General features: G+C 43.3%; 36 protein-coding genes, 3 tRNA genes and 5 pseudogenes. 25 read left to right on the forward strand and 19 right to left on the reverse strand.

Annotation, left to right across the window (positions count from 1 at the left end; all coding sequences use genetic code 11):
• Nucleotides 1-169 precede the first annotated feature (169 nt).
• A complete protein-coding gene (locus K6984_RS13035) occupies nt 170-409 on the reverse strand; it encodes a hypothetical protein (RefSeq protein ID WP_221895922.1) in 240 nt (79 codons plus the stop codon).
• Between the two features lie 375 nt (nt 410-784).
• Here K6984_RS13035 and K6984_RS13040 point away from each other — a divergent pair, with 375 nt between their 5' ends.
• Nucleotides 785-1,801, forward strand: coding sequence for an RHS repeat protein (locus K6984_RS13040; RefSeq protein ID WP_221895923.1), 1,017 nt, complete (start codon nt 785-787; stop codon nt 1,799-1,801).
• A 404-nt stretch (nt 1,802-2,205) separates the two neighbouring features.
• Complete coding sequence (locus K6984_RS33445; RefSeq protein WP_263458596.1) at nt 2,206-2,334, forward strand: hypothetical protein; 129 nt, start codon at nt 2,206-2,208, stop codon at nt 2,332-2,334.
• Nucleotides 2,335-2,774: 440 nt separating this feature from the next.
• Here the strand turns inward: K6984_RS33445 and K6984_RS13045 are convergent, their stop codons facing one another.
• Nucleotides 2,775-2,933, reverse strand: a complete 159-nt coding sequence (locus tag K6984_RS13045) for a hypothetical protein (RefSeq protein WP_221893820.1) — start codon at nt 2,931-2,933, stop codon at nt 2,775-2,777.
• A 212-nt stretch (nt 2,934-3,145) separates the two neighbouring features.
• Between K6984_RS13045 and K6984_RS13050 the strand changes: the two genes are divergently transcribed.
• On the forward strand, nt 3,146-3,292 hold the full coding sequence (locus K6984_RS13050) for a hypothetical protein (RefSeq protein ID WP_221895924.1): 147 nt from the start codon (nt 3,146-3,148) through the stop codon (nt 3,290-3,292).
• Nucleotides 3,293-3,540: 248 nt separating this feature from the next.
• Here the strand turns inward: K6984_RS13050 and K6984_RS13055 are convergent, their stop codons facing one another.
• The 3 genes from K6984_RS13055 to K6984_RS13065 all read right to left on the reverse strand — a co-directional run bounded on the left by K6984_RS13055 (nt 3,541) and on the right by K6984_RS13065 (nt 5,475).
• Nucleotides 3,541-4,413, reverse strand: a complete 873-nt coding sequence (locus K6984_RS13055) for a transposase (RefSeq protein ID WP_221895925.1) — start codon at nt 4,411-4,413, stop codon at nt 3,541-3,543.
• 8 nt (nt 4,414-4,421) lie between these two features.
• Nucleotides 4,422-4,730, reverse strand: coding sequence for a hypothetical protein (locus tag K6984_RS13060; protein ID WP_221895926.1), 309 nt, complete (start codon nt 4,728-4,730; stop codon nt 4,422-4,424).
• A gap of 172 nt (nt 4,731-4,902) precedes the next feature.
• Nucleotides 4,903-5,475, reverse strand: a complete 573-nt coding sequence (locus tag K6984_RS13065) for a transposase (protein ID WP_221895927.1) — start codon at nt 5,473-5,475, stop codon at nt 4,903-4,905.
• A 9-nt stretch (nt 5,476-5,484) separates the two neighbouring features.
• On the opposite strand from K6984_RS13065, the gene K6984_RS13070 reads away from it, so the two are divergent.
• The 5 genes from K6984_RS13070 to hemH all read left to right on the forward strand — a co-directional run bounded on the left by K6984_RS13070 (nt 5,485) and on the right by hemH (nt 9,413).
• Nucleotides 5,485-6,075, forward strand: a complete 591-nt coding sequence (locus tag K6984_RS13070) for a hypothetical protein (protein ID WP_230988063.1) — start codon at nt 5,485-5,487, stop codon at nt 6,073-6,075.
• Nucleotides 6,076-6,305: 230 nt separating this feature from the next.
• On the forward strand, nt 6,306-6,560 hold the full coding sequence (locus K6984_RS13075) for a hypothetical protein (protein WP_221895928.1): 255 nt from the start codon (nt 6,306-6,308) through the stop codon (nt 6,558-6,560).
• Between the two features lie 296 nt (nt 6,561-6,856).
• Nucleotides 6,857-7,843, forward strand: coding sequence for a tRNA dihydrouridine(20/20a) synthase DusA (dusA, locus tag K6984_RS13080; RefSeq protein ID WP_221895929.1), 987 nt, complete (start codon nt 6,857-6,859; stop codon nt 7,841-7,843).
• Nucleotides 7,844-7,880: 37 nt separating this feature from the next.
• Nucleotides 7,881-8,423 carry a GTP cyclohydrolase I FolE gene (gene folE / locus K6984_RS13085; protein ID WP_221895987.1) on the forward strand — a complete coding sequence of 181 codons (543 nt, stop codon included), beginning with the start codon at nt 7,881-7,883 and terminating at the stop codon, nt 8,421-8,423.
• Between the two features lie 15 nt (nt 8,424-8,438).
• Complete coding sequence (gene hemH, locus K6984_RS13090; RefSeq protein WP_221895930.1) at nt 8,439-9,413, forward strand: ferrochelatase; 975 nt, start codon at nt 8,439-8,441, stop codon at nt 9,411-9,413.
• 37 nt (nt 9,414-9,450) lie between these two features.
• Here the strand turns inward: hemH and K6984_RS13095 are convergent.
• The 4 genes and pseudogenes from K6984_RS13095 to K6984_RS33450 form a co-directional block, all read right to left on the reverse strand.
• Nucleotides 9,451-9,954, reverse strand: a pseudogene (locus tag K6984_RS13095) (transposase); the annotation flags it as partial.
• Between the two features lie 86 nt (nt 9,955-10,040).
• On the reverse strand, nt 10,041-10,814 hold the full coding sequence (locus tag K6984_RS36190) for a transposase (RefSeq protein ID WP_221895931.1): 774 nt from the start codon (nt 10,812-10,814) through the stop codon (nt 10,041-10,043).
• Between the two features lie 222 nt (nt 10,815-11,036).
• Nucleotides 11,037-11,222: a hypothetical protein gene (locus K6984_RS13105; protein ID WP_221895932.1), complete on the reverse strand. Its 186-nt coding sequence runs from the start codon at nt 11,220-11,222 to the stop codon at nt 11,037-11,039.
• A gap of 27 nt (nt 11,223-11,249) precedes the next feature.
• A complete protein-coding gene (locus K6984_RS33450) occupies nt 11,250-11,378 on the reverse strand; it encodes a hypothetical protein (protein ID WP_263458600.1) in 129 nt (42 codons plus the stop codon).
• A gap of 36 nt (nt 11,379-11,414) precedes the next feature.
• Here K6984_RS33450 and K6984_RS13110 point away from each other — a divergent pair, with 36 nt between their 5' ends.
• Complete coding sequence (locus K6984_RS13110) at nt 11,415-11,825, forward strand: hypothetical protein (protein ID WP_221895933.1); 411 nt, start codon at nt 11,415-11,417, stop codon at nt 11,823-11,825.
• Here K6984_RS13110 and K6984_RS13115 read toward each other — a convergent pair.
• Together K6984_RS13115 and K6984_RS33455 are read right to left on the reverse strand one after the other, a co-directional pair.
• The gene (locus tag K6984_RS13115; protein ID WP_221895934.1) at nt 11,786-11,941 is read right to left on the reverse strand and encodes a hypothetical protein; all 156 of its coding nucleotides are present in this window, start codon (nt 11,939-11,941) and stop codon (nt 11,786-11,788) included. The genes K6984_RS13110 and K6984_RS13115 overlap by 40 nt on opposite strands.
• A 27-nt stretch (nt 11,942-11,968) precedes the next feature.
• The gene (locus K6984_RS33455; protein ID WP_263458596.1) at nt 11,969-12,097 is read right to left on the reverse strand and encodes a hypothetical protein; all 129 of its coding nucleotides are present in this window, start codon (nt 12,095-12,097) and stop codon (nt 11,969-11,971) included.
• Between the two features lie 130 nt (nt 12,098-12,227).
• On the opposite strand from K6984_RS33455, the gene K6984_RS13120 reads away from it, so the two are divergent.
• On the forward strand, nt 12,228-12,797 hold the full coding sequence (locus K6984_RS13120; RefSeq protein ID WP_338024506.1) for a MutS-related protein: 570 nt from the start codon (nt 12,228-12,230) through the stop codon (nt 12,795-12,797).
• Here the strand turns inward: K6984_RS13120 and K6984_RS13125 are convergent.
• The 3 genes from K6984_RS13125 to K6984_RS13135 are packed head-to-tail and all read right to left on the reverse strand — an operon-like array spanning nt 12,774 to nt 14,439.
• Complete coding sequence (locus tag K6984_RS13125; RefSeq protein ID WP_221894708.1) at nt 12,774-13,058, reverse strand: hypothetical protein; 285 nt, start codon at nt 13,056-13,058, stop codon at nt 12,774-12,776. The two genes, K6984_RS13120 and K6984_RS13125, sit on opposite strands and share 24 nt — an antisense overlap.
• 52 nt (nt 13,059-13,110) lie before the next feature.
• The gene (locus K6984_RS13130) at nt 13,111-13,251 is read right to left on the reverse strand and encodes a hypothetical protein (RefSeq protein WP_221895935.1); all 141 of its coding nucleotides are present in this window, start codon (nt 13,249-13,251) and stop codon (nt 13,111-13,113) included.
• A gap of 18 nt (nt 13,252-13,269) precedes the next feature.
• On the reverse strand, nt 13,270-14,439 hold the full coding sequence (locus K6984_RS13135) for a transposase (protein WP_221895936.1): 1,170 nt from the start codon (nt 14,437-14,439) through the stop codon (nt 13,270-13,272).
• Between the two features lie 72 nt (nt 14,440-14,511).
• On the opposite strand from K6984_RS13135, the pseudogene K6984_RS13140 reads away from it, so the two are divergent.
• Nucleotides 14,512-14,730 (forward strand): annotated as a pseudogene (locus K6984_RS13140) (P-loop NTPase family protein); the annotation flags it as partial.
• A gap of 400 nt (nt 14,731-15,130) precedes the next feature.
• Here K6984_RS13140 and K6984_RS13145 read toward each other — a convergent pair.
• Nucleotides 15,131-15,283, reverse strand: a complete 153-nt coding sequence (locus tag K6984_RS13145) for a hypothetical protein (protein WP_221895937.1) — start codon at nt 15,281-15,283, stop codon at nt 15,131-15,133.
• Nucleotides 15,284-15,415: 132 nt separating this feature from the next.
• On the opposite strand from K6984_RS13145, the pseudogene K6984_RS13150 reads away from it, so the two are divergent.
• From K6984_RS13150 to K6984_RS13160, 4 genes and pseudogenes are all read left to right on the forward strand, one after another.
• Nucleotides 15,416-16,532: pseudogene (locus K6984_RS13150) on the forward strand (IS701 family transposase); the annotation flags it as partial.
• Nucleotides 16,533-16,546: 14 nt separating this feature from the next.
• A pseudogene (locus tag K6984_RS31000) lies at nt 16,547-16,752 on the forward strand (MutS-related protein); the annotation flags it as partial.
• 4 nt (nt 16,753-16,756) lie between these two features.
• A complete protein-coding gene (locus tag K6984_RS13155) occupies nt 16,757-17,347 on the forward strand; it encodes a transglycosylase SLT domain-containing protein (protein ID WP_221895939.1) in 591 nt (196 codons plus the stop codon).
• A 434-nt stretch (nt 17,348-17,781) separates the two neighbouring features.
• Nucleotides 17,782-18,138, forward strand: a complete 357-nt coding sequence (locus K6984_RS13160; protein WP_221895940.1) for a hypothetical protein — start codon at nt 17,782-17,784, stop codon at nt 18,136-18,138.
• Nucleotides 18,139-18,458: 320 nt separating this feature from the next.
• Here the strand turns inward: K6984_RS13160 and K6984_RS13165 are convergent, their stop codons facing one another.
• Entirely contained in the window at nt 18,459-18,614 is a 156-nt protein-coding gene (locus K6984_RS13165; RefSeq protein WP_221895941.1) for a hypothetical protein, read from the reverse strand.
• A gap of 12 nt (nt 18,615-18,626) precedes the next feature.
• On the opposite strand from K6984_RS13165, the gene K6984_RS13170 reads away from it, so the two are divergent.
• A complete protein-coding gene (locus K6984_RS13170; protein ID WP_221895942.1) occupies nt 18,627-18,800 on the forward strand; it encodes a hypothetical protein in 174 nt (57 codons plus the stop codon).
• On the opposite strand, the gene K6984_RS13175 is transcribed toward K6984_RS13170, so the two are convergent.
• The gene (locus K6984_RS13175) at nt 18,792-19,616 is read right to left on the reverse strand and encodes an MOSC domain-containing protein (protein WP_221895943.1); all 825 of its coding nucleotides are present in this window, start codon (nt 19,614-19,616) and stop codon (nt 18,792-18,794) included. The genes K6984_RS13170 and K6984_RS13175 overlap by 9 nt on opposite strands.
• A 91-nt stretch (nt 19,617-19,707) precedes the next feature.
• Between K6984_RS13175 and K6984_RS13180 the strand changes: the two genes are divergently transcribed.
• The 9 genes from K6984_RS13180 (at nt 19,708) to K6984_RS13220 (ending at nt 25,281) form a co-directional block, all read left to right on the forward strand.
• Nucleotides 19,708-20,874, forward strand: a complete 1,167-nt coding sequence (locus tag K6984_RS13180) for an ABC transporter substrate-binding protein (protein WP_221895944.1) — start codon at nt 19,708-19,710, stop codon at nt 20,872-20,874.
• 8 nt (nt 20,875-20,882) lie between these two features.
• The gene (locus tag K6984_RS13185; protein WP_221895989.1) at nt 20,883-21,845 is read left to right on the forward strand and encodes a PQQ-dependent catabolism-associated beta-propeller protein; all 963 of its coding nucleotides are present in this window, start codon (nt 20,883-20,885) and stop codon (nt 21,843-21,845) included.
• A gap of 190 nt (nt 21,846-22,035) precedes the next feature.
• Nucleotides 22,036-22,773 (forward strand): ABC transporter ATP-binding protein, encoded by a 738-nt coding sequence (locus K6984_RS13190; protein ID WP_221895990.1) that lies wholly within the window; start codon nt 22,036-22,038, stop codon nt 22,771-22,773.
• Nucleotides 22,773-23,573, forward strand: coding sequence for an ABC transporter permease (locus K6984_RS13195; protein ID WP_221895945.1), 801 nt, complete (start codon nt 22,773-22,775; stop codon nt 23,571-23,573). Before K6984_RS13190 ends, K6984_RS13195 begins: the two co-directional genes overlap by 1 nt.
• A 326-nt stretch (nt 23,574-23,899) precedes the next feature.
• On the forward strand, nt 23,900-24,409 hold the full coding sequence (locus K6984_RS13200) for a hypothetical protein (RefSeq protein WP_221895946.1): 510 nt from the start codon (nt 23,900-23,902) through the stop codon (nt 24,407-24,409).
• 68 nt (nt 24,410-24,477) lie between these two features.
• A tRNA-Gly gene (locus tag K6984_RS13205) sits at nt 24,478-24,553 on the forward strand.
• Between the two features lie 50 nt (nt 24,554-24,603).
• Nucleotides 24,604-24,677, forward strand: a tRNA-Cys gene (locus K6984_RS13210).
• A gap of 25 nt (nt 24,678-24,702) precedes the next feature.
• Nucleotides 24,703-24,778, forward strand: a tRNA-Gly gene (locus tag K6984_RS13215).
• A gap of 152 nt (nt 24,779-24,930) precedes the next feature.
• Entirely contained in the window at nt 24,931-25,281 is a 351-nt protein-coding gene (locus tag K6984_RS13220; RefSeq protein ID WP_221895947.1) for a DUF2956 domain-containing protein, read from the forward strand.
• Between the two features lie 122 nt (nt 25,282-25,403).
• Here K6984_RS13220 and K6984_RS13225 read toward each other — a convergent pair.
• Nucleotides 25,404-26,204, reverse strand: a pseudogene (locus tag K6984_RS13225) (IS30 family transposase); the annotation flags it as partial.
• Nucleotides 26,191-26,331, reverse strand: a complete 141-nt coding sequence (locus K6984_RS13230; protein ID WP_221895948.1) for a hypothetical protein — start codon at nt 26,329-26,331, stop codon at nt 26,191-26,193. The gene K6984_RS13230 and the pseudogene K6984_RS13225, both read right to left, overlap by 14 nt.
• Nucleotides 26,332-26,395: the final 64 nt, after the last annotated feature.

The raw sequence follows: 26,395 nt of genomic DNA on the forward strand, positions 1-26,395 counted from the left end.
GTTTCCCAATTATTGAGTAGCTGAAATACACCATGCTGGTGTATCGAGGTTTATTTTAGGTGGTTTTGCCATGTTTATAGCAAACCCCTACTTAATTCCCCTTAGGCAATAGCATTTGAAACGAATGAAAAGACTATTTTTTTCATATAGTTGTAGCATGGTTTCAATTTTACCATAAATAATTATTGGGAAACTTCAGTAAAGTAGTATCCAAAGCATGGCTTTGTTGCTTATTTTGCTGCGTACTGGCAACTGCTCTAGCCACTTCGTCCGCGCGCTGCAAAACTAGAGGCTGCTGGTGTTGCCACACCTCATTCAAAAAATTAGCTGTACGAGCCTGATAGTCTTTACCTTTGGCAAGATAAGCCGCGAGCAAATCTGATTGCATTTCAGGTGGATAATATTGCATATCAGCGACCGCTCCTACGTTGTAAATGAAACTGACTACGATAACAGCTGCGTGTTTCCATTTGCAGAATAACATAACTTAACTCCTGTTAATTTCTAATAACCTGCCTTAATCCTGGTACTGTACGTCATTCATTGTACTAAAACTTAGGCTTTTGATTTATTTAACTTAACTAAGGATTTATGCTACAATTATCGGTTGCTCTTGTCATGAATATTGTATTGTGTCTAGAGGCAATATTATTATTACTTGGCTGTCTTTTCACGTTAGTAGGGGAATTTCGGCGGGCTAAAGACCCACTTTATAGCCATAAATACCATTAATATATTTAAACTCGATTACCATCTAATCTTAGATATTCGGAGAACCCTTAATATGCGTTTTTTAATTTCCTACCCACAAACAAATTGTGATTATGCCAAGTTTCGCTTGAATCGCATTATCAAGGGCAAGGATAAATCAAATGATGTTTTTACTGGTTCTCCCGGCGGAAAAATTCAATTACTGGAGCAACTCGAGCCTTTAGGTGAATTTCGCCTGGTGGATGAAATCTATCCTACCAAGCCTTTTGGCATGGAGTATGTGCCTGGTGAAGGCCTGTATTTTTTGACCGGCCTACCCTGTTGTGTTGATGGCGTACCAGGAGATGAGCATATCCTGCGCTTAAATGATCAAGGTGAGATAGACCTGGAAATAAAGCACCCGCTATTTTCACAATTACGTTCTCTACGGCGTACTAAAAATGGCTTATTAATTACCTCCAGTGGTATCGATGCGATTCTGGAAGTTAATTTACAAGGTGAAATCATCTGGACATGGTTTGGCACCGAGCAGGGTTATTCAACTAAATATGGCGGTGGCGAACGAACTATTGATCATGATCTTGATCATCGTAACTTATGCTATCCAGGGCGTTTACAAACTACACATTTGAATTCAGCCATCGTAGACCCTTATGATGAGAGTAAAATTCTAACTATCCTGTTTTATCAGGGCAAAGTGGCTCGTATCGACCAGGAAACACTACAACTGAATCTGGTGATTGAAAACCTGAACGGCGCGCACCATATTCGACCACATTCCAAAGGCTATATCCTAGCAAACTCACGTAAAGGCGAGGCCCGAGTGTATGACCACGATTTTAAATTACTGGACGTTATTGCCGGAACCAGTCCATTATTTCCAGTGAAGTGGGTACAAGATACTATTGAACTCCCTTCTGGCTCCCATTTAATTGCCGATTGTAATTCATTTAATTTACGTGAACGCGATTCAAATGGGCAGGAAAGAAAATTTAACACTAAGATGCCCAACCGAATTTTCCAGATTGAACCCGTCAGTGATGACTTTACGTTTACCGAACTTGCTCACAGCCACTTTAACCAGGACTAGCTACTTATGCGCACTATCATCTTTTTATTCACATCCCTGATTTCATTTTCTACTCTGGCATATGATGATATTCCCCCACAATAGCCGACTGGCAAAGAGCTTCACAAAATCCGTTAAGCCCTAATTTTAGCATACCGATTGAGTACAAATTCCATGGAGGTGCAACTGCTGGGGATGTGCATATAGGAAGCTTTGGCGCCATTATGTCAGCTAAATTTGATGGCTGGAATATTATTAGCGAGCTAACTTTAAATATTATGGGTACGCCGGGCGATATAACCGGAATCAGAGGGATACCCCAACCTTATACGGGTACTGGGCATGGTGGTAGTGCTGGCGATGCTGCAGGTTTAGCCGACACATTTTTTACCACATACGCTGAAAATCTCGGGGAGTCGCTATTTTTGCGAAAGCTTGTTTTGGGCATCCCAGCCCAAGCAAGCAGCAAAAACTTAACGCGACCACTTATGCCTCCGGCGGCCCCGATTCGTCCTCGTCACCTCGTCCCGACCCAACAAGGGGTCGGAACATAGGCTCCAAATGACTTGACGCCGTGTCGGATGGCCTTTTATTTTGTCTCCACCTTCGCTAACGCTCAGACTCCGACAAAATAACGGCCCTACGGCTATCGCGGACTAAAAATCATCACTTCGCTTAGGCTCCGTTTCCCTGATTTTCAGCGATGGAAACGGAGCTTAGCGAAGTGGTGATTTTTAGTCCCTGATAGGCGACAGGGCAATTCGCTGATTCGACGTGTGCTAGCAGCCCCCCGTGTCAGGATAGTTTTCGCCTTATTTGAAAAATAATAACTCAAACAAGGGGCGGAAAAATAAAACCATGACAACTCAATACCCAAAAGAAAGAAAAGATGCCATCATTAACAAAACTGAAGTTTCCCAATTATTGAGTAATTGAGTAGCTGAAATACACAATGCTGGTGTATCGAGGTTTATTTTAGGTGGTTTTGCCATGTTTATAGCAAACCCCTACTTAATTCCCCCGCTGTCAGCCCCGGACGGGCTGATAGTCTCCAGAAGGCGCAGGGAAATTTGCCAATCCGAAGTGCGCGATAGCGCGCGAGGGAGGCTAAAATTTTATCCCGAATAGCCGTAGAGCCATTTGTGGTAGCCATGACTGAGCTGCTTTGTGCTCAGTCTGTGGCGGACGCAGGGCGGCTGGAGCATCTCCTATTCGCTGCGTAGGTGAACGAATTACGGCGACAGGAGTCCCGGAATTTCGTGAGGTAGCATGGCGCGCCTGTTAGGAAATAGCATTTGAAACGAATGAAAAGACTATTTTTTTCATATAGTTGTAGCATAGTTTCAATTTTACCATAAATAATTATTGGGAAACTTCAGTAACAAAATGCTTCCCCCCTTAAATATGAGCGTACCTGAATTAGCTAAGGCCGAAAATATTCCTTACGGAACGCTGTATACGTGGAAGCAAACTTATGTTGATACTCGATGTTCAAGTTTTTTAACTGATTGATTTTATTGACAATTTTACTGACAAAGAAAGCATCAACATCATTGTAAATCAATCACTTATAAAACAAAGCCGGAAAAATTTACTTTTCTTAGCCCAGTTATAGCTGAAAACTTGAACATCGAGTGATAAGAAGTGCAAAAACACTAAAAACACAAGCCATTCTCCTATACAGTGGACAGCCGAGAAAAAATTATCAGCCATTATATAGTTTCTCAGATAAATAATTTCCAAATTTGGAGCGCTTAAACTTAGGCGGTAACAACGAAATCTTCCCGCAATTTTTGCATAACACAAATCACTTTACTGGCATCATGCATATAAGTGTTAAAAGTTTGCACAACTGAATCATGAAGATCTTCAAAAGTTTTAAAATACTTCATATGAGTCGAATCGCGTTTCGTATTTTTCCATAATTTCTCAATCGGATTAAAATCCGGCGAGAACGCAGGGAGACGTTCTACTGTCAAACGATCTACATTAGCTAACTTAAATTCCTTAATAACACCGCTTCCATGATACGGGGCACCATCTTCAATTAGAATAATCTTGCCTTTATAATAAGCCAGCAATTGTGTTAAAAACTCAACATAGCTTTCACCATTAAAACGCCCAGATGTTTCAGCGTGTTGTAATATCATTGGCTTATAACTCTCGATTAAGACGTTGTCGGCAATAGAATATATCGCTTCCATAAAAAGCTTCTGTGTTGGATATTTCTCATTTTTTAAGCTTTTAAGAATAGCTAAAAATTCTTGAGGCAGCCCAGCTTCTTTTAAAAGTCTAAGTGACTTTGGTTTTATCTCATAAGCCAATGATTCTCGGTATTGAAAACTCCCTCCTTCGAGTTCGATCGTACCAAACATTTTCAACCCTTTTCGAATCCCTGATGTTTTCACTGTGGGTTGCTCTCCTATTGGAGCCCAGGTTCGTGCCAATGAACCCCACATAGCAAATGACACCTCATCACCGAATAAAACGACACTCTTTTCTTCTACCGCCTTTTCCATAATGGCAGGCAATGTTTCTTCCAGCCACGTTTTTCTTTCAAGCTCGTACTTTTCTTCTTCTTGGCGATCAGTCACAAAACGAGCTTTTTGATAACTGAAGCCCAGTTTTTTCATTAGGCTCATCAGTGTTCCCCTATCAATTGATGCCGTGAGACTAACCTCGCCACAAGAGAGCTCATAAAGCACTGTAAAGACATTCCTGTTATTATTGCGTTTTGAACTGCCCGAATGGTATACGAGCTGATACGAGATATTCTTGCCTGGAAAAATAATGGATTCACAAAACGATCTCGTTTTTGAGCCTGTTGCTGCCTTATCTCCAGAGCCTCGCTATATTTTTTATCCGATGGATGAATCAATTCTGGCTGTTGTGTTTTTGAACTCTCTTCAAACACGCGCATTAAATTATAGCTCATTGCAGTCAGGCGCATTTGATTTTCAAGTGAGCGGGTATTGGAAGACCAACGCTGAAAATCAGGGAAACGGAGCCTAAGCGAAGTGATGATTTTTAGTCCGCGATAGCCGTAGGGCCGTTATTTTGTCGGAGTCTGAGCGTTAGCGAAGGTGGAGACAAAATAAAAGGCCATCCGACACGGCGTCAAGTCATTTGGAGCCTATGTTCCGACCCCTTGTTGGGTCGGGACGAGGTGACGAGGACGAATCGGGGCCGCCGGAGGCATAAGTGGTCGCGTTAAGTTTTTGCTGCTTGCTTGGGCTGGGATGCCCAAAACAAGCTTTCGCAAAAATAGCGACTCCCCGAGCTTTAGTTTCCTTGAAATTACTTTTAGTGTTATTGAATGTCTTTTCAATCGTCCATCGCTTGAAATACAGCATGGCAATGGTTCCAGGGTTAATAGTCATTGGCAAGGTTGTCACAAACCGGTGAAGTTTTCCGGTTTCTGGATCACGGTAATCCACCACGTTAAATTTGATGCCCTTGTTTTCGTACACACTGTATGCTTCAACCCCTGTATTGATCTCATGGCGGGAGTCAAAAGGGATAGACTCAACCAGAGTCGCAATTGAATTTTCTTTTAGCATTGAAATCATGTAATTAGCATGTCGTTTCTGCCGATCCCACCAGACAAAGTCGGTGACGGCTTTATCGTAGACATAGAGATGTTTCTGAGAGCTGTTATTTCCCTTGTTTTGCTTTTCAATATGATCTCGTAACACAGGTATTTCTTGATTCAGATAATACGTGTACGTGGCGGCAAAGAGATTAAAGTGACTGTCAGCAGTGCACGATTAAAGGTGAGTTCTCACAGTAAAGAACGCTTTGTCATTGCCTTAAAATATGACGGTGAAAACGACTATCGCTATTTAGTGGCGACAGACCTGACTTGGCGCACACAAGATATTATTCAAGCCTATACGTTGAGATGGCTGATTGAGGTTTTCTTTGAGGACTGGAAGCTTTATGAAGGATGGGGGCGTGAGGCCAAACAATTAGATGAAGAGGGATCAAGCCGTGGCCTGATTCTGAGTCTTTTGTTTGACCATTGCCTTCTCCTTCACCCAGAGCAAATAGCCCGCATTGAAAGCAAACTACCTGCGTATACCGTAGGAAGCTTACAGCGCAAGTCTCAAATGGATGTACTGCTTGAGTTCATCACGTCATTGCTAGAGTTTCCAGATCCTGGTGATAAGCTGAAAGAGTTAGGTGAATTAATAAAGGATGTGTTTCAACTGATGTCATCAGGAAAACATATGATTGGCAGAGATTTAGGGCGCTTAGAGCCAACACCATCATTAAAGTATTGTTCTGCTGGGTGAAGGTAAGAGTTTGATGGCAATGGGATGGAAAAACTTGAACATCGAGTATAAAGGTTTTACCCTCGCTGAAAATCATGGAAACGTAGCTTAGCGAAGTGGTGATTTTTAGTCCCTGATAGGCGACAGGGCAATTCGCTGATTCGACGTGTGCTAGCAGCACGCGAGAGGAGCAAGAATTGCATTCCGAATAGCCGTCCAGCCAGTGAGGTAGTAATGACGAAGCGGCTTTTGTGCGTAGTCGTTGCGGACGCAGGGCGTTCAGGGCATCTCCCATCCGCTGCGTAGGTGAACGAATTATGGCGACAGGAGTCCCGGAATTTCGTGAGGTAGCATGGCGCGCCTGTGCTTTCTTTTGTAATTTTTTCTACTCGGCCATAGCAGCTAGATCCTTATCTAATTTCTTTACTGCCGCTTTTTGCTCTTCCGGGCTAATGTCTTTGGGAGGAGTGAATTCTTTGCCTCCTTGTTTGCAGGGAAACTGTTGATAGCTTTTTAAGCCATTTTCTTCGCATTCATAAATAGTTGCATGAACAAGCGATACAGCAAGTACCAGAATGAATATAGAGATGATTTTCATGGAGAGTATCCTCATGTGTACAATAGCGCAATATGTATTGGTTGTGAATATTTTGAGCCGTATCTTGCGGGTTGACTGTTAGTCTAATTATATGCCTATTCACTAGGCAGTGTAATGCTATTTTCTGAGCAACAAAATCACGCCTATTTTTTAATCTCTTGACCTATCTGACAATTACCAAATGACAAAAATAGCTTACGTAGTATGACAAAAAATCTCTCTTTATTTGCAGCTCATAAGTTCTGCGTAGCGCCTATGCTGGACTGGTCAGATAGACACTGCCGTTATTTTCACCGGATATTGACTAGGCATGCAGTTTTATATACCGAAATGGTCACTACCGGGGCGTTATTAAATGGTGATATAGAGCGCCATCTTGGCTTTACTCGGCAAGAGCAGCCGGTGGCTTTGCAGTTAGGAGGAAGCTCGGCAAAAGAGCTGGCAACCTGTAGCAAAATGGCACAGGACTATGCTTATAATGAAGTTAATTTGAATGTCGGCTGCCCCAGTGACCGCGTGCAAAATGGTCGTTTCGGTGCCTGTTTGATGGCCGACCCTGAATTAGTTGCCGAATGTGTTGCTGCCATGCAAAACGCGGTAACTATTCCGGTTACGGTTAAGTCGCGCATCGGGATTGATGATCAGGATTCTTATCAGCAACTGGCACACTTTATTAACACTATTGCAACCAGTGGTTGTCATACCTTTATTATTCATGCGCGCAAGGCCTGGCTTTCGGGACTTTCTCCTAAACAAAACCGGGAGGTTCCACCCTTGCGTTATGATGTGGTGCAACAGATTAAGCAAGACTTTCCCGATCTGGAAATTATTATTAATGGTGGGATCACTACCCTGGAGCAAGCAGCAGGCTTTTTGACTAGTGTTGATGGCGTGATGATTGGTCGCGAAGCATACCACAATCCTTATCTCCTGGCCGAAGTGGACGCGATGATTTATCAGCAGCCAGCCAGACTTCAATCGCGGCATGAGGTGGTGAGTGCGATGCTACCTTATATACAGCAACAATTAGCGGCAGGCGTCCGCTTGCACAGTATTACGCGGCATATGCTGGGATTATTCCACGGCATTAAAGGTGCGCGAGCATGGCGCCGACACTTAAGTGAGAGCGGGCCTAGGGCAGGCGTAGATGAGAATGTTGTTTTAGAGGCATTAGAATTAGTGCAAGTATGATGTATACTAGCAAGCTATTTAATTTTAGAGGCGGATGATGGAAGAGTATTTCAGTAAAATTATTGAAGAAATCGGTGAAGATGTGACGCGCGAGGGCTTAATTGATACGCCCAAGCGAGCCGCGAAAGCCTTTAAATTTTTAAATAATGGATATGAAAAAAACCTGGAAGAAGTGCTAAATGGTGCGATATTTGAGGCGGATACTGAGGATATGGTGATCGTAAAAGATATCGAGCTGTATTCTTTATGTGAGCATCATTTACTGCCATTTGTGGGTAAGTGTCATATTGCTTATTTACCAGATGGACATGTACTGGGTTTATCTAAATTAGCTAGAATTGTAGATATGTATGCCCGACGTTTACAGATTCAGGAAAGGCTCACCAAGCAAATTGCCGATGCTGTTGAAACCGCAGTGCATGCCAAAGGCGTGGCTGTGGTTATTGAGGCCAAGCATATGTGCATGATGATGCGTGGTGTCGAAAAGCAAAATTCAGTGATGACCACATCGGTAATGACCGGAATATTCCGCAAAGAACACAGTACGAGAACTGAATTTTTAAGTTTAATTAATCGCTAATCAGGATGGTGGCGAGTGGGCTATAAAAAAAAGGCAATATTAATAGTTAACCTGGGTTCCCCCGGCAAGTTAACGACAGGTGCCGTAAGGCGGTTTTTACGTCAGTTTTTGAGCGGCCCCCGGGTGGTGAATTTACCGCGTTCACTCTGGTGGCTGATTTTAAACTTTCTTATATTGCCCTTTAGGCCGCGTAGATCAAAGAAAGCCTATGCTAAAGTGTGGGCAGAGCGCGGCTCACCATTAACCTATTTAACCCAGGATCTGACTGACAAAGTGGCGCAGCACTTTCAGCTAGAGCCCCAGGTGTCGGTACATATGGTCATGAGTTATGGTCAGCCCTCACTAAGCAAGCAATTACGCAAATTACGCCAGACGCAGTGTGAGCAAATTAGCATTGTGCCTTTATATCCGCAATATTCGTCTACAACAACGGCCAGTGTGTTTGATGCGGTGGCAGCTGAATTAGTGCAATGGCGCTATATTCCAGAATTAAATTTTATCAGTGATTACCATCAGCACCCTTTATACATCACCGGTATTGCTGATTCTATTCAACAATCCTGGGCTAGGCAGGGACGAGGAGAGTTATTGCTGCTCTCATTTCATGGCTTACCTGATTTGCTGACCAAAAAAGGGGATCCATATTATTATCAGTGCTTGAGAACGGCGGAACTTATTGCGGCACAATTAAATTTACAAGAGCATGGATGGCGCGTAGTGTTTCAGTCGCGCTTTGGCCGAGCAAAATGGTTACAGCCTTATTGCATAGAAACGTTAATGGCACTGCCTGGGGAAGGCATTAAAAATATCGACATCATCTGCCCTGGTTTTGCGGTAGATTGTCTGGAAACCCTGGAAGAAATCAATATGGCAAACCGGGATATCTTTATTAAGGCAGGAGGAGAGCAGTATCAGTATGTTCCTGCCTTAAATGATTCTGATGCGAATGTACAGTTGATGTTAGCTTTGATTGACAGTAGAGGTAGTTAATAAACTGAAGTTTCTTAGAAATTCATCAAGCAACCATTCACAATAAAACGGCTACCACCGAATTTACAGGGGAGCTGCTGTATTTGGGGCAAACCCTTTCAAAATCCGGATCCAAAGCCGCTTCGGCAATGATGCGGCGGATATCTGAAAATGCGAAACTGGCTCGCCCCTTCACTTTGTACCGACGTTCCGGATCGGTTTTTAAACGATCCGCGTAAATCCACGTCAGCGTTGTTGCCATCATACAGAAGTTCAAATGGTTGGTCACTGCCTGCGCATTTCGACACTGACTTTTATGGCTCCCTATGTCTTGCTTGAGCTCTTTGAACCCGGATTCGATTTTCCATCGCGCACCATAATACTCAATAATCTGTGTGACGGATAAACTTAGATCAGTCGTAAACAAAGCAATCCACTGTGTGCGACGAAACACCCAGACAACCTGAACGGGTCGTTTCAATGTTTTCAGCATGACAACGCGACTATAAGCCCTGACTTCACGCTGTTTTCCATAGAGATTCACGGTATACGATCGGGCCTTCGCTATCAGCCCCGGACGGGCTGATAGTCTCCAGAAGGCGCAGGGAAATTTGCCAATCCGAAGTGCGCGATAGCGCGCGAGGGAGGCTAAAATTTTATCCCGAATAGCCGTAGAGCCATTTGTGGTAGCCATGACTGAGCTGCTTTGTGCTCAGTCTGTGGCGGACGCAGGGCGGCTGGAGCATCTCCTATTCGCTGCGTAGGTGAACGAATTACGGCGACAGGAGTCCCGGAATTTCGTGAGGTAGCATGGCGCGCCTGTTGTTGTACTGTTTTTGCCATGTCTGTGGCTGCCCCCAGACGCTGCCCGTACTTTTTATTCCGCCCCCTCTGCTTGGGTTTTCTTTTTTCTGGACGATCGTACAGTACATTATTGCACCTTAACCTAGAGAGAATATTAAACCGGCTTCCGATAGCTTTGTAAACAGGCTTCCATAGGCCATTGTTGCCAAACCAGCTATCAGTGACTGTCAATATCGGAGCGGTGGAAAAATGTTCTGCAATTGCAATTGCAATCAGCATTTGAGCCGCCTGAGCCATCTTGGTCTGGAAAGGAACGACATCACCTATTATCGTGGCGGTTTCTTTTTTTGCCTGAATTGTTTTTAAGGGCAGATAAAATCGGAAATCTAAAAATAAGCACGCCCAGCGACCTTTGACCTGTTTCAGCAACCTTACCGATACAATATTTTGTGCCCATGGATATTTGCTTTGATTCGATTTGGCCGCGTGGTCAAAAATGGCTTCACAGCCGAAGATATTCTTGCCTACTTTAGTGATAATGGAGTCATCCAGTGCAACCAATATGCGCCCATCTGTTTCAGGAGACGGAATCAGCTCCCAGATCATCAGTGTTCCCATTGAAAGAAGAAGTACCTAAACAAAGCAGCCTATAACCTACCTGAAGGTAGCACCACTCGAATATTTCCATATTTTTGATTTTAATCACTTATAACAGCAAATAGACACTCTGTAGGCACCGTAAAAAAACAACAAATAATTTCAAATAAAGCTTGCAATTACCGAAAAAAATTTTCTAAAAATTTCCGTTTTAATCACCTCATAAACGGATATCACCCATGCTTAAAGACCTACCACTCTCTGAACATATTCACCAACACTGCAATGAAAGTATGGAACGTGCCCTCGCTGAAAATCAGGGAAACGGAGCCTAAGCGAAGTGATGATTTTTAGTCCGCGATAGCCGTAGGGCCGTTGTTTTGTCGGAGTCTGAGCGTTAGCGAAGGTGGAGACAAAATAAAAGGCCATCCGACACGGCGTCAAGTCATTTGGAGCCTATGTTCCGACCCCTTGTTGGGTCGGGACGAGGTGACGAGGACGAATCGGGGCCGCCGGAGGCATAAGTGGTCGCGTTAAGTTTTTGCCGCTTGCTTGGGCTGGGATGCCCAAAACAAGCTTTCGCAAAAATAGCGACTCCCCGCGTTAGCAGAGCGTCATCCTTTGTGGGCTCGTTCATGCCCAGAGTTGAAGGATATCGACTTTATTCGCCTTGGGTTATTACGCTGTATCAGTGTAGTCGATAGTGGTCGCCATTTCCTCCAAACCAATGAACAGATTTATGGCCAGCTGCTTCCCCACTCAACGTATTTTAAATCACTGAAGTCGCATAGACGAACAAGTATGCTTGAGGCATTTGAACAGCAGAGCTACCATCTTCACTCTGAAACACTGCTATCGCAAGGCATTGATTATCTTAAAGCATTCCCAGAACTTGACGAATACACCATAGAAGCAGCGGATGGACATTTTATTGATCATGCCTGCCATACTGAAAAAAACAGCAAGGGGAAAGTTTATGCGGCCGGGGGGATTTACGCGTTGAATCTCAGAAGTGGGTTGCTCAGACGCTGAAAATCCTGGAAACGGAGCTTTAGCGAAGTGAAGATTTTTAGTCCGCGATAGCCGTAGGGCCGTTGTTTTGTCGGAGTCTGAGCGTTAGCGAAGGTGGAGACAAAATAAAAGGCCATCCGACACGGCGTCAAGTCATTTGGAGCCTATGTTCCGACCCCTTGTTGGGTCGGGACGAGGTGACGAGGACGAATCGGGGCCGCCGGAGGCATAAGTGGTCGCGTTAAGTTTTTGCTGCTTGCTTGGGCTGGGATGCCCAAAACAAGCTTTCGCAAAAATAGCGACTCCCCGATACTTAATTCCCCTTAGGCAATAGCATTTGAAACGAATGAAAAGACTATTTTTTTCATATAGTTGTAGCATAGTTTCAATTGTACCATAAATAATTATTGGGAAACTTCAGATTTGTTTATTCCTATTGGTTTTTTCAGCTTATCACCTGCGGTCGCTATTTTTGTTGTGCCCATGATGTTGATTTACTTTCCCATTATTGGTGGTTTTGACAGAGATAGCTGTATTAAGCCGCTACGGGAGGAATATAGAAAATCGAATGATCTGGGCAGAACTTTAGATGTGATAGGGCCGCTAGATGAGCTAATCTCACTAGTCAAATACGCAGAAACAAATACCCACAACGTAGTCTTGCCTGAGTTGATTGATGCGGAACATCATAAAATCAGCCTAAAGAATGCAAAAAATCCAGTGTTAAGCAAAGTTGATGCAGCTTATGTCGGTAATGACTTTGCTATCGATGAGGGAAAGCTGGTGCTTATTACTGGGCCGAATAGCGGCGGGAAAACAGCTTTTTGTAAAACCGTAACCCAGATTCAATTATTGGCGCAGATTGGTAGCTATGTGACTGCAGACTCTGCGACATTAACCGTCGCAGATAAAATTTTCTATCACTCGATGTTCAAGTTTTTCCATCCCATTGCCATCAAACTCTTACCTTCACCCAGCAGAACAATACTTTAATGATGGTGTTGGCTCTAAGCGCCCTAAATCTCTGCCAATCATATGTTTTCCTGATGGCATCAGCTGAAACACATCCTTTATTAATTCACCTAACTCTTTCAGCTTATCACCAGGATCTGGAAACTCTAGCAATGACGTGATGAACTCAAGCAGTACATCCATTTGAGACTTGCGCTGTAAGCTTCCTACGGTATACGCAGGTAGTTTGCTTTCAATGCGGGCTATTTGCTCTGGGTGAAGGAGAAGGCAATGGTCAAACAAAAGACTCAGAATCAGGCCACGGCTTGATCCCTCTTCATCTAATTGTTTGGCCTCACGCCCCCGCTGTCAGCCCCGGACGGGCTGATAGTCTCCAGAAGGCGCAGGGAAATTTGCCAATCCGAAGTGCGCGATAGCGCGCGAGGGAGGCTAAAATTTTATCCCGAATAGCCGTAGAGCCATTTGTGGTAGCCATGACTGAGCTGCTTTGTGCTCAGTCTGTGGCGGACGCAGGGCGGCTGGAGCATCTCCTATTCGCTGCGTAGGTGAACGAATTACGGCGACAGGAGTCCCGGAATTTCGTGAGGTAGCATGGCGCGCCTGCATCCTTCATAAAGCTTCCAGTCCTCAAAGAAACCTCAATCAGCCATCTCAACGTATAGGCTTGAATAACATCTTGTGTGCGCCAAGTCAGGTCTGTCGCCACTAAATAGCGATAGTCGTTTTCACCGTCATATTTTAAGGCAATGACAAAGCGTTTTTTACTGTGAGAACTCACCTTTAATCGTGCACTGCTGACAGTCACTTTAATCTCTTTGCCGCCACGTACACGTATTATCTGATCAATGCCTTTGTTAATCGAATTAAAGTAGCTCTCGACTGACCTTATTCTACCTCTATATTCAATATTTTGGTTTTTACGTAATTGGCTAATCACCTGCGAGCCTCCAGATTCTTTAGCGGCTTCGTCCATAAAGGCTTTTTCACCATACAGCGCATCAGCCAGTACGCCTTTAATTTTAATCAGGCTATGCGCAACTTTAAACTCTTTTAATAAGCCTAATGCAATCTCTGTTTTGGTCGGGTAGGCACTGTCACGTTCAGGCTTAATAGGCCGATCTTTTTTTGCTATACCGCTCTTTTTCAACCGTTTATCTTCTTTATCCCACTGCTTTAAGGCTGGATCCGGCATATAAAAGAAAAAACCGACAGGCACTGTAATGGATGAGGTAACTAGCAGCAATAATACTATCGTTTGTCCATTAACATACCCGCCGGAGCCTTTGTGTTTCTGCTTGTAAACCTTATAAATACGTTTTGTAGACTTAGATCGTGCTCGGTCTGATTCATCAAAGGCCAACACACCTTCAGTAATGCCATAACGTTTTAAAATTAAGACCACACTCACCCGTAGCAACCAGTCCCAGGGTATACTTGCTTTACGAAACACCCAGGATAATGCGGCTACTTTGCAATCTCCAAGGCTTGCTCGCTCAAACTTAGCCCAGCAAACAGAGTTCATTAGCAGTATGCACGTTAAACAAGTGCCCAACCAAGCGGCTTGAATCCGTGTCAAAGCGGCTCCGGGTTTTAGCTGATTGAGCGCATCATTTAAATCGTCAATATAGCTTTGGATAAAGGTGGCTGGGGCATTCATTAACATGGGCTTACACCGATAAAATTACAACAACCTCAGAATACCTGATTTTACCTTCTCAATATCAAAAACTTGAACATCGAGTATCAGGCGCCGGAAATAAGTCAGCTAGATGATGGCGAAGGCCGCTTTGGCACCGAATTAAAACGTACCAAAGCAGTATTTCTGGCATCAACAGCAAAAAGCATGGTGGTACTGGATGAGTTATCCGAAGGCACTACGTTTGAAGAAAAAATGGAGACCTCGGCAAATGTGCTGAATGGCTTTTATCAAAAAGGCAATAACACAATATTAATCTGAAGTTTCCTAGTTTTTAAAGCATAAGGATATCAGCTAATGCTTATTTTTCTGAAATATTAGATATTACTAATACTAAATGGCATTCCGTTGACTAAAAGCCTTGAATTCTTTTTAAAAAACAACAGGTTAATCGTGAATGAGGCCTAGTTTTAGTGTATAATGGAAGTTTCTAACACATTGATTATACAAATAAAACGACCTCATTCATGTTCATTTTACGCGATATTTTACTCCCGCTTCAAGATCATTTTTCCGAAACCACTTTAGGCCGCGAACGAGCCTCTCTGTTCGTTTACACGATCCTGTCCATTATCGTTCCTTTTACGTCATCAATGACCTCTAATCTTTGGCGTTGCCTTGATACGTTGCTTGGGTTTGAGATCAAGAATAAGCGCTTTTACACTTTCATGGCTTCTTCCGCTGTCAGCCCCGGACGGGCTGATAGTCTCCAGAAGGCGCAGGGAAATTTGCCAATCCGAAGTGCGCGATAGCGCGCGAGGGAGGCTAAAATTTTATCCCGAATAGCCGTAGAGCCATTTGTGGTAGCCATGACTGAGCTGCTTTGTGCTCAGTCTGTGGCGGACGCAGGGCGGCTGGAGCATCTCCTATTCGCTGCGTAGGTGAACGAATTACGGCGACAGGAGTCCCGGAATTTCGTGAGGTAGCATGGCGCGCCTGAACTTTGCCGTGTGCTGGGCTGTGGAAAACTATCTGGGAGCTGATTCCGTCTCCTGAAACAGATGGGCGCATATTGGTTGCACTGGATGACTCCATTATCACTAAAGTAGGCAAAAATATCTTCGGCTGTGAAGCCATTTTTGACCACGCGGCCGAATCAAAGCAAATATCCATGGGCACAAAATATTGTATCGGTAGGGTTGCTGAAACAGGTCAAAGGTCGCTGGGCGTGCTTATTTTTAGATTTCCGATTTTATCTGCCCTTAAAAACAATTCAGGCAAAAAAAGAAACCGCCACGATAAGAGGTGATGTCGTTCCTTTCCAGACCAAGATGGCTCAGGCGGCTCAAATGCTGATTGCAATTGCAGAACATTTTTCCACCGCTCCGATATGGACAGTCACTGATAGCTGGTTTGGCAACAATGGCCTATGGAAGCCTGTTTACAAAGCTATCGGAAGCCGGTTTAATATTCTCTCTAGGTTAAGGTGCAATAATGTACTGTACGATCGTCCAGAAAAAAGAAAACCCAAGCAGAGGGGGCGGAATAAAAAGTACGGGCAGCGCCTGAGGTCAGCCACAGACATGGCAAAAACAGTACAACAAAAGGCCCGATCGTATACCGTGAATCTCTATGGAAAACAGCGTGAAGTCAGGGCTTATAGTCGCGTTGTCATGCTGAAAACATTGAAACGACCCGTTCAGGTTGTCTGGGTGTTTCGTCGCACACAGTGGATTGCTTTGTTTACGACCGATCTAAGTTTATCCATCACACAGATTATTGAGTATTATGGTGCGCGATGGAAAATCGAATCCGGGTTCAAAGAGCTCAAGCAAGACATAGGGAGTCAGAAAAGTCAGTGTCGAAATACGCAGGCAGTGACCAACCATTTGAACTTCTGTATGATGGCAACAACGCTGACGTGGATTTACGCGGATCGTTTAAAAACCGATCCGGAACGTCGGCACAAAGTGAAGGGGCGAGCCAGTTTCGCCTTTTCAGATATCCGCCGCATCATTGCCGAAGCGGCTCTGGATCCGGATTTTGAAAGGGTTTGCCCCAAATACAGCAGCTCCCCTGTAAATTCGGTGGTAGCCGTTTTATTGCGAATGGTTGCTTGATGAATTTCTAAGAAACTTCAGTATTAATTACCCATAACCATCAATTGGTCGATCATTTTCTGGCGGAAAAAAAGGTGTAGCCTTGCAAGTTGAATTTGCTGATGAAGATCCAAGCTATAAACTAATTCCGGGGATTTCAAGAGTAAGTCATGCGCACCGGGTAGCGAAAAAGATAGGCTTTTCCAAGGAAGATATCGCCGGGTATCTGGCAGATAGCTAGTGCTATGAAAAACGGCTTAAGTCTAATTTTTCTGGCATCAGGCTTATTGACTGTTAACTTGAATTGCCTGGCAGATGTTTATAAATACACTGCACCTGATGGGCGCGTTTATTACACTGACCAGCCTCAGCATAAAAAATACAAGCTGATTATTCGCAGCAAGCCTAAAGGCTATCAGGCATCGTTTAAGCACCTGAAGAAGAATAAAAAGAAATACACGCCAATTATTGAAGCGGCAGCCAGCAAGCATGGAATTGATCCAAAGCTGGTGCATGCAGTAATTTATGCCGAATCTGCCTATAATGCAGCCGCTGTTTCTAGTGCCGGTGCAGTGGGTTTAATGCAGTTAATGCCTGCGACAGCGCGGCTGTATGGCGCGCAAAACCGCAAAGACCCTAAACAGAATATTTTTGCCGGTACCAAATACCTCAAATATTTGCTTGGTCTTTTTAAGGATGACCTAAGCTTGTCTATTGCCGCTTATAATGCCGGTGAAAATGCTGTCAAAAAATATAATAATCAAATCCCGCCATATCCCGAAACTCAAAAATATGTAAAGCAGGTGTTGCGCCTTTATAAGCAAGATCAGAGTTAGGCAATAAAATCATCCTTGATAATCTCTACATACTATTATAGGGGGCTGGCTTTAGTCAGCAGAGAGTACAATAGCTTTAGCTATTGCTTTTCAATAGAAAAAAGCTAAATCTTTTTTACTCCTCCCAGGAGTTTAAAGCAAACCCCTTTCTTATCGCATACAAATCCCCAACACATTTCCAGCTGTAATAATTCATAAGACTCTGCAATTGGTTAATAATATCTAAATTAACCACGATTTCATGCGAGTGAAAACAATAATTATAACGGATCAACCCAGCTAAATATTTCCAGCAAACTTCCATTTTTCATGAGTTCATCTTTCTGCATAATACCTCCCAAGCCAAGAAACAAAAAACTGGATAATAACAGATTTAATTTCAGCTTTAAATGAGATTATGTAACAGCGAAGAATTCGCTTGAAGGAGACTTAGGATGTTTGATCAACGTAATGTGTTTTTAAAAAATGTCAGCCCTATTCAGAATCTGGTTAATTCTGAACAGCAGTTGCATAAGCTAGATGTTGAACAAGCTATCGAGGTGAAATTTTCAGGCGATTCTAACACATTACAGTTTAATTATAATGGATTGGTGATCAATGCTAAAGTGGATCGGCCTTTAATGCACCAACTGGGTGGCAGATCCTGGGGGCAAGGGCTGGCGTTTAAGTCGATAGCTGAAATATGGAAGAAAAAACTTATCCAGAATCGCTCTATATTAGAGCAGGAACTTGCAGAGGTTTTTAGTCGCTATGATCTTACTATTCGACTGAAGTTTCCCAATAATTATTGATGGTAAAATTGAAACTATGCTACAACTATATGAAAAAAATAGTCTTTTCATTCGTTTCAAATGCTATTGCCTAAGGGGAATTAAGTAGGGGTTTGCTATAAACATGGCAAAACCACCTAAAATAAACCTCGATACACCAGCATTGTGTCTTTCAGCTACTCAATAATTGGGAAACTTCAGTTCAGTTTATTAATATCCAGAACTAAATATTCTGTAGGGTGAGCTAAGAAACGAAGCGCACCATTGTATGTGATGCGCTTCGTTCCTCATCAGCATCCTACAGGTTTCGATTTTTATTTAATCCATAACCCTAAGTATCATTAATTTAGCAACAAACATACCATCGCTGTCAGCCCCGGACGGGCTGATAGTCTCCAGAAGGCGCAGGGAAATTTGCCAATCCGAAGTGCGCGATAGCGCGCGAGGGAGGCTAAAATTTTATCCCGAATAGCCGTAGAGCCATTTGTGGTAGCCATGACTGAGCTGCTTTGTGCTCAGTCTGTGGCGGACGCAGGGCGGCTGGAGCATCTCCTATTCGCTGCGTAGGTGAACGAATTACGGCGACAGGAGTCCCGGAATTTCGTGAGGTAGCATGGCGCGCCTGCGTTATTCATTGTAGGCCGTGGCTAAAGCCAAGCCCTACATCGGTGTTGTTATTCTAATGGTGGTTGAGCCGAGCCGGTTTTATTAATAATCACAAAACCACCAGTTTGCAAAACGCCCAGATTATCATGCAGTGCATTCTGGCCAAAAAACACCTCGTTATTCCATTTTCTGGTTTTTGCCAAGGTGCGCAGCGGTTCTTTGTCGGATATGGCTGTATCAGGGTTTATCTGAGGTATGGCGCAGCGAGCGCAGGGTATGGGTAGTCTGAATGAAATACCGCCGATACTGATTTTACGCCAGCGGTCTTCTGCATAAGCGGCGCAGTCTTTAATGACTAGGTTAGGGCGAAAGCGGCGCATGGATAATGCTAGATTCATTTGCAGGTTCAATTGCGCTAAAGAGGCCTCGGAAACAATTAGAAAAGGAAAGCCATCGCTAAATGAGGTCTGGTCATTTGACTGCGCATATTTTTGATCAACTGTGCGAATATTTTTATCCGGCTGATATACGAGTGTGCAGGGGAATTGTAAATAATCTCTAAACCACTGACTGGCTTGCTGGTTGACTTCTTGTGCCTGGCATTTATCTCCCCACACCGTGACTTTCCGGGTAGGATCTGTTTCTGGTGGGTTAAGATCAAGCACTAAATTTTCCTGACTGGACGCGGAGATAATTAATTGCTGAGCAATAATCTGTGTTTTTAGCAGGGCCATTTTAGGCAGGCGGCGCTGTGATAAAAACTGCTGATGCTCATCGACTAGCATCCATTTCCTATCGTATTTTAGCCCAGTTGGGGTGACGGCACACTGGTCTACCTGAATGCCGGCAAGGGATTTAATTGGGTATATAAAAATTTGGCTTAAAGAGGGCAAGGTTTTGTACCAGAATCTGAATTACATAAGGGAAATTGTTGCTTCTAATATATAATAAAAATACTGATAGCCATAGATTTTCGCACTAAAGATGCCTACTCGATTATTTTCAATTTTTATACTTATAGTCTCGCTAGTTTGCAGTACTCAGATATTTGCCAGCGATCATCAGGATATTAAAATTGCCTATATTACCCAGGAACAACAAGTGCCGGCGGCTTTGTCGAATCTTGAGCCATTTGTTGCCGATAAAGGCTTGCAGGGAGCTCTATTAGGCCTTAAAGACAATAATACTACGGGGCAGTTTGCTGACCAGAGCTACTTGTTGGAGCAGGTGATTGTACCGATTGGTGGCGATGTAAAGCAGGCGTTCGCTGAAAAAATTAAACAGGGCATACAACTTATTATTGTAAATTTGCCAGCCAGCCAGCTTGTAGAGTTACAGCAGTTGAATAATAATCGGGCGCTGTTATTTGATATTGCCACGCGCACGGATACTTTTCGCTATAAACAGTGTTTAAGTAATGTATTACATTTACTGCCTAGCCGAGCGATGCGTGCAGATGCCCTGGCGCAATATATGCTTAAAAAACGTTGGAATCGCTGGTTTCTGGTACAGGGAAATACCCCGAAAGATGCTTTGTATGCGCAGGCAATTAAGCGCTCAGCTAAACGCTTTGGCATGAAAATCGTCGCAGAGAAGAAGTGGCTGCATACTTATGATGCTAGACGTACGGCGCAGTCTGATATTCCGGTGTTTACTCAAGTTGATGATTATGACGTGTTGGTGGTTGCCGATGAGCAGGGCTTGTTTGGTGAATATATCAGCTACCGAACCTGGTTACCCAGACCGGTCATTGGCACACAAGGGCTGGTTGCTACCTCATGGCATCGCACCCATGAGCAATGGGGCGCGGTGCAAATTCAAAATCGCTTTAAAGCCCTGGCCAACCGGCAGATGCAGGAACGAGATTATGCTGCATACTTAGCTGTTAGAGCCATAGGAGAGGCAGTGACGCGCACAAAAAAAAATGATGCGCCATCTATAAAGGCCTATTTATTGAGTGAGCGCTTTAAGTTACAAGGCTATAAAGGTCGACCACTCAGCTTTAGAAGCTGGAATGGGCAATTACGCCAGCCGGTTTTATTGGCGGCTCCTACGTCATTAGTAACTGCACCGCCTTTAGAAGGTTTTTTGCACCCCAAAAATGAATTAGACACATTAGGCTATGACCAGCCAGAAACACAATGCCAATAGGAATGGAAATGAAAACAAAAGTATTAATAAGCGCAGTTTCTTTGTTATTTGTACATGTGAGTTTAGCCGAAACTGTTTTTGTCAGTCTGGAGAAAGATAATGCTATCGCAGTCGTCGACCCCATTGCAGGCAAATTAATCAAGACCGTGAATATCGGGCAAAGGCCGCGTGGTATACAGCTTAGTCCTGATGCTCAGACGCTCTATATTGCTACCAGTGATGATGATACTGTACTGGAGGTGGATGCGAATACGCTGGTGGTTAAAAATAAACTGCCATCTGGTGAAGACCCTGAGACCTTTGCTATTAATTCGGATGGCACGCGCATGTATGTCTCTAATGAAGATGATAACCAGGTGACGGTTATAGACCTATCGACTAAACAGGCCGTTCATACTATAGGTGTGGGCGTTGAGCCCGAAGGTATTGCGGTTAGTCCAGATAAGCAATGGGTCGTCAGTGCCTCGGAAACTACCAATATGGTACACTGGATTGATGCTAAAACGTATGAAATTAAAGCGAATACGCTGGTTGATCCGCGCCCTAGAGCCTTAAGTTTTACTGCTGATAGTCAGCAGTTATGGGTGACTTCTGAGATCAATGGAACTTTGATGATTATTGATGTCGCAAGCAAGGAAATTACTCAACGGGTTCATTTTTCTGTGCCAGGAGTTGGCAAGGAAAAAATTCAGCCTGTGGGGGTGATTGTCGATAAGGGTCGTAAATGGGGCTATGTTGCTTTAGGCCCAGCTAATCGGGTTGCTGTGATTAATGCACAAACATACGAGGTAGAAAAGTATCTGCTTGTAGGGGAAAGAGTCTGGAATTTAGCTTTCTCGCCTGAGCAGAAGCGCTTATATACGACTAACGGTGTGAGTCATGATATTTCTATTATCGATCTGGACGAGCATAAAGTAACCAAATCGATAGCAGTAGGTCGTTACCCGTGGGGAGTGGCTGTTAAGCCTTAGGCTTAATGAAATGGGGAGCAGGGTAGTAAGAGGTTGAGAAAATATCCAATGCAGTGTATATAGGCTGGGTTGAGGTACAAAACCAGCAACAAAAATGCAGGGATTACGCCGCCTCCATCCCAGCCTACAAAAGCCATCCGCTCCCTATTGTGTCAAAATTTTTTTACATTTACACAATATAAAGATAACAATGGCTAAACACTTGGCACTGGAAATAACAGACTTAAATTTTTCCTACGGGAAAAAACAGGTTCTGTATGACTTGAATTTAACGGTAGCAGCAGGGCAGTGTGGTATTTTACTCGGCCCAAATGGTGCTGGGAAAAGCACCTTATTTGCATTAATTACCCGCCTATACGCACATAAGTATGGAAAAATTCATCTTGCCGGTTTTAATATTCAGAAAAAACCGTTAAAAGCATTGGCTCAACTAGGGGTGGTGTTTCAGCAAACCACGCTGGATCTTGATTTAACGGTACAGCAAAATCTGCGTTACCATGCTGCTTTGCAAGGCATGAGCAGAAAAAAATCCAATCTGGGTATACTGGAGCAATTAGAGCGCCTGGGCATGTATGAGCGGCGCAAGGAAGTGGTGCGCCAACTTAATGGAGGACATAGGCGGCGTGTAGAAATAGCTCGCGCATTAATGCATAAACCACGAGTGTTGTTACTGGATGAGCCGACTGTGGGGCTAGATGCGCCAAGTAGACATGCGATTGTTGAACATGTGCATCAGCTGGTTGCAGATGGTGATCTGGCGGTACTCTGGGCAACGCACTTAATGGATGAAATCTATGCTTCAGATAAAGTAGCGCTTATTCATCAGGGGGCTGTTAAAGCAGAAGGTGCGGTAGAAGATATTATTCAGCAGGCTCAAGCAGATAATATTAATGATGCGTTTTTTAAATTAACATTGGGAAAAGGCTGATGCGTATCTTTCATTACTGGTTTGCTCTCTGGGGAATTGTATTTCGGGAATTGTTACGCTTTGTCAAGCAAAAGGAGCGCTTCTTGTCCGCGCTAGTCAGACCATTGATCTGGCTTTTCGTCTTTGCTGCCGGGTTTAGGGCTGCGCTAGGTATCGCTATTATTCCACCCTATGAAACTTATATCCTTTACGAAGTGTATATTACTCCCGGCTTAATTGGCATGATCCAGTTATTTAATGGTATGCAGAGTTCATTGTCCATGGTTTATGATCGGGAAATGGGCAGCATGCGTATTTTATTAGTCAGCCCTTTGCCACGCTGGTATTTATTATTGTCGAAGTTGCTGGCCGGTGTTTTTGTTTCCATCTTGCAAGTCTATGTGTTTTTAGCAATCGCCTGGTTTTATGAAATACAGGCACCTTTAGAAGGCTATTTATGGTTACTGCCTGCCCTGCTACTTTCTGGTTTGATGCTGGGCGCGTTAGGGTTGTTGCTGTCATCATTTATCAAGCAGCTGGAAAACTTTGCCGGGGTGATGAATTTTGTTATCTTTCCCATGTTTTTTATGTCTACGGCGTTATATCCGCTCTGGAAGCTACAGGAATCCAGTGCATGGTTGTATAAAATAGCAGAATATAACCCTTTTTCTCAGGCGGTTGAATTTTTACGTTTTGCATTGTATGCTCAGTTCAATCAGCATGCTTTTGTTTATACTGCTGTTGCATTTGCGCTATTTTTGATACTTGCTATCATAGGCTATAATCCTTCCAAAGGAATGATGAAACGCAAAGGGCGTTAGTTTTGAAGTATAATGACTGAATGGTTTTTTCAGGCCTGTAGCAATTTCGCGTAGTTGTTTAAAAACAACTAGATAAATAATAAAAACTGAAGTTTCCCAATAATTATTTATGGTAAAATTGAAACTATGCTACAACTATATGAAAAATAGTCTTTTCATTCGTTTCAAATGCTATTGCCTAAGGGGAATTAAGTAGGGGTTTGCTATAAACATGGCAAAACCACCTAAAATAAACCTCGATACACCAGCATTGTGTATTTCAGCTACTCAATAATTGGGAAACTTCAGATAATAAAAATAACTAATTAGATAATGAGGAGTCACACATGAGTGAAGATAAGTCGACTGATGAAATCATAGAAAACGTTAAAGAAGTGGTAGAAGAAGCAGTTGATGCGGTAGAAGATGCCGTAGACGCAGCAAAGCCGCCTTTAATGAAACTTAAAGAAGAGAATCCTAAGGTATTTTATGGTGGTATCGCTGCTATTGCAGTTGTTGCCGGTCTGTTTTTTTTCTCGGGTGGAAGTTCAAACACGCAGCATGTACAGCAAATCGCGCATACGGTTGGAGAAACATATACCTTGCAGGCGCCTAATGCAACGCCTGGTTCTGGTGTAACACTGAAGATATTAAAAATACCAGGACAAATGGCATCATTTGATACTGAAAGTGAAGATGTAGTTTGTAATGCACCATCAGGTACTCGGGCGACTATCAAAAGTTTCCAGGAAGCTTTTGGTAAGAAAAATCTTTTTGCACATATAGAAATCCTGGATGCAGTTAATGACTGCCGTCAGGGTGTTAAAGGCTGGACGTTGACTACAAACTTAAAATAAAATCGAAAAATTTATTAGGGTTTGTTGACAGAATTCATAATATAGCTATAATAAGCAATTCAAATAGAGCGGGAATAGCTCAGCTGGTAGAGCACAACCTTGCCAAGGTTGGGGTCGCGAGTTCGAATCTCGTTTTCCGCTCCAAAAGATTTAAAAAGCCGCGTAACTCGCGGCTTTTTTTATTTCGATTATAAGGCTGCGTAGCAAAGTGGTTATGCAGTGGCCTGCAAAGCCATCTACAGCGGTTCGATTCCGCTCGCAGCCTCCATAAATTTACTTCAGTACACTCAAATGCGGGAATAGCTCAGCTGGTAGAGCACAACCTTGCCAAGGTTGGGGTCGCGAGTTCGAATCTCGTTTTCCGCTCCATAGTTTTCAGGTTTATCTTCTGAATATTAAACTACAGTAGCTAAAGCTAGTAATAGCTAGGTACTTCATCATGATTATCCTTGTTTCTGGTTTTTACGTTACAATTAAATACGTTAAATTTAGTCTCCCGTGATGAAAAAATTATTAATAAGATGAGCAGATATTCAAAAAAACAACAAGTATCCCCTGAAACTCAAGATGAATCGCTTAAAATTGCTAAAGCTACTCAGCGGCCTGGACAGACAAAGGAACAGAGAAAATTAATTGCCCAGGGTATTCAGAAGGGCATAGATCTGTATAAGAAGCAGCAAAAAGAAAAATCGCGGGAGCTGAATAAAAAGCTGAAACAGGTGAAGGGGAAATTAAACCAGTTTGATGAAAACCTGGAGGTTAAGCCTGATGCAGAGGTTATTTATCGTCAGAGCTTTCTAGCGTGGATTTTATTGCTTTTAAGCTGGGGCGGTTTCGCGGCTTATTTTTTTATGTGCAAGGGCGTTGCTTAGCTTTTTAGGATTATGCACCAGGATAGTCATATATTAAGTGAAATTGAAAGCATTACGCTAGACCACTATGCTCAAAGTGCAGATTCCTTTTGGTTGGGGACCAAAGATCATGATGCCTGAATTCAAGTCATAAGTACATAACCCAATAAATTTTTCATATCTATCCCAGTCAGCTCTTCAAATACCTCATAAGGTGTTTTGTAATTGAGACACTTTTTAGGGCGACTATTTAGCTTATCAACGGCTATAAAAACCTCTTTTATCGTAACATCAATCAACTCCATTACTTTAGGGAAATACTGTCTTAATAAGCCATTAGCATTCTCATTTTGCCCTCTTTCCCAAGAGCTGTATGGAGTCGCAAAATACGTATCACAACCTAGTGCTTCTGCTATTTTTTCATGCAGGGTAAACTCTTTCCCGTTATAAAAAGTAATTGTTTTAACAAAGCTTTTTATAGGATCAAGCATTAAAATAGTTGCGTCTAATACATATTGAGCCTTTTTCCCCGCTAAAGGGAAGGCCAACCGTAATTTAGAGACTCGCTCATCCAACGTTACAATCGCCCCTTTGTGATTTTTCCCAATGATTGTATCTGCCTCCCAATCACCTATACGCTTACGGTTGTTGACCTCTTCAGGACGCTCATCTATATCGACTCTATTAGGGATTCCTGTCCTATTATGGGCTGACCCATACCGCTTGCGATAGGTTTTGTTCTGATGCCGAAGATGCTTGTATAGTTCACCCCCTGCCTTTTTGTCCGCCAGAATATGCTGGTAGATTGTTTCATGATGAAGACTAATTATACCTTCTTGTTTTAACCGCCCTGCAATCTGCTCAGGACTCCAGTCATCCTCAATGCGAACATTAACAATGCCTTTTATTTCATCCGTTAATTTAACCTCTTTAGGCTTGCGCTGTCAGCCCCGGAAGGGCTGATAGTCTCCAGAAGGCGCAGGGAAATTTGCCAATCCGAAGTGCGCGATAGCGCGCGAGGGAGGCTAAAATTTTATCCCGAATAGCCGTAGAGCCATTTGTGGTAGCCATGACTGAGCTGCTTTGTGCTCAGTCTGTGGCGGACGCAGGGCGGCTGGAGCATCTCCTATTCGCT

The sequence above is a fragment of the Bathymodiolus japonicus methanotrophic gill symbiont genome, from assembly GCF_019721995.1.
In the GTDB taxonomy this organism is placed as follows: Bacteria; Pseudomonadota; Gammaproteobacteria; order Methylococcales; family Methylomonadaceae; genus Methyloprofundus.